Source organism: Segeticoccus rhizosphaerae (genome assembly GCF_009192725.1).
Taxonomy (GTDB): domain Bacteria; phylum Actinomycetota; class Actinomycetes; order Actinomycetales; family Dermatophilaceae; genus Segeticoccus; species Segeticoccus rhizosphaerae.
On sequence record NZ_VOHR01000647.1, the window covers coordinates 1 to 817 of the forward strand.

The following is an 817-nucleotide window of genomic DNA, read 5'->3' on the forward strand; positions in this document are numbered from 1 at the left end:
GGCCGGCCTGCTCGCCGGCGCGGTCGTCGCGACCACGCCGGTGGCGGTGCTGATGTTCCGGTTCGACAACCCGGACGCCCTGCTCACGCTGCTGCTCGCGCTCGGCGGCTACGCCACCCTGCGCGCGGTGGAGCGCGCCAACCCCCACCTGCTCGCGCTCGCCGGTGCCCTGGTCGGCCTCGGATTCCTCACCAAGCTCGGCCAGGCGCTGCTGGTCGTCCCTGCCTTCGCGCTCACCTACCTGCTCTGCGCGCCGGCCCGGCTGCCACGGCGGCTGCTGCACCTGCTGTATGCCCTGGTCGCCATGGTCGGTAGCGCGGGTTGGTGGATCGCGGTGGTGGCAGCCGTGCCGGCCGCCGACCGGCCCTGGATCGGCAGCTCGACCGCCAACTCGGTGCTGCAGGTGGCCTTCGGCTACAACGGTGTCGGCCGGCTGAGCGGCCGGGAGGGCGTGCTCTCCAACCCCTCGGGGATCGAGCACTACGGCCCGCCGCGCCTGTTCGAGCCGTGGATCGCGAGCCAAGGGACCTGGCTGCTCCCCTGCGCCCTCGTGCTCCTGCTGACCGGCCTGCTGCTGCGCGGCCGGGCGCCACGCACCGACCCGCACCGCGCGGCCTACCTGATGTGGGGCACCTGGCTGGTGGTCGGAGCCGCCGTGCTCAGCCTGATGAACGGCATCTTCCACTCCTACTACACCCTCGTGCTGGTGCCACCGATCGCGGCGCTCGTGGCCACCGGCGCCCGGGACGCCTGGCGCGGCCGTGACCGCCTCGGCGCGCGGCTCACGCTGGCCACCTGCGTCGTCGGCAGCACGATG

1 protein-coding gene is annotated in these 817 nt (G+C 73.9%); it reads left to right on the plus strand.

What is annotated here, in order from left to right; translation table 11 throughout:
• A partial coding sequence (locus FRW57_RS22290) for an ArnT family glycosyltransferase (protein ID WP_203230504.1) occupies positions 1-817 on the plus strand: 817 nt, incomplete at both ends.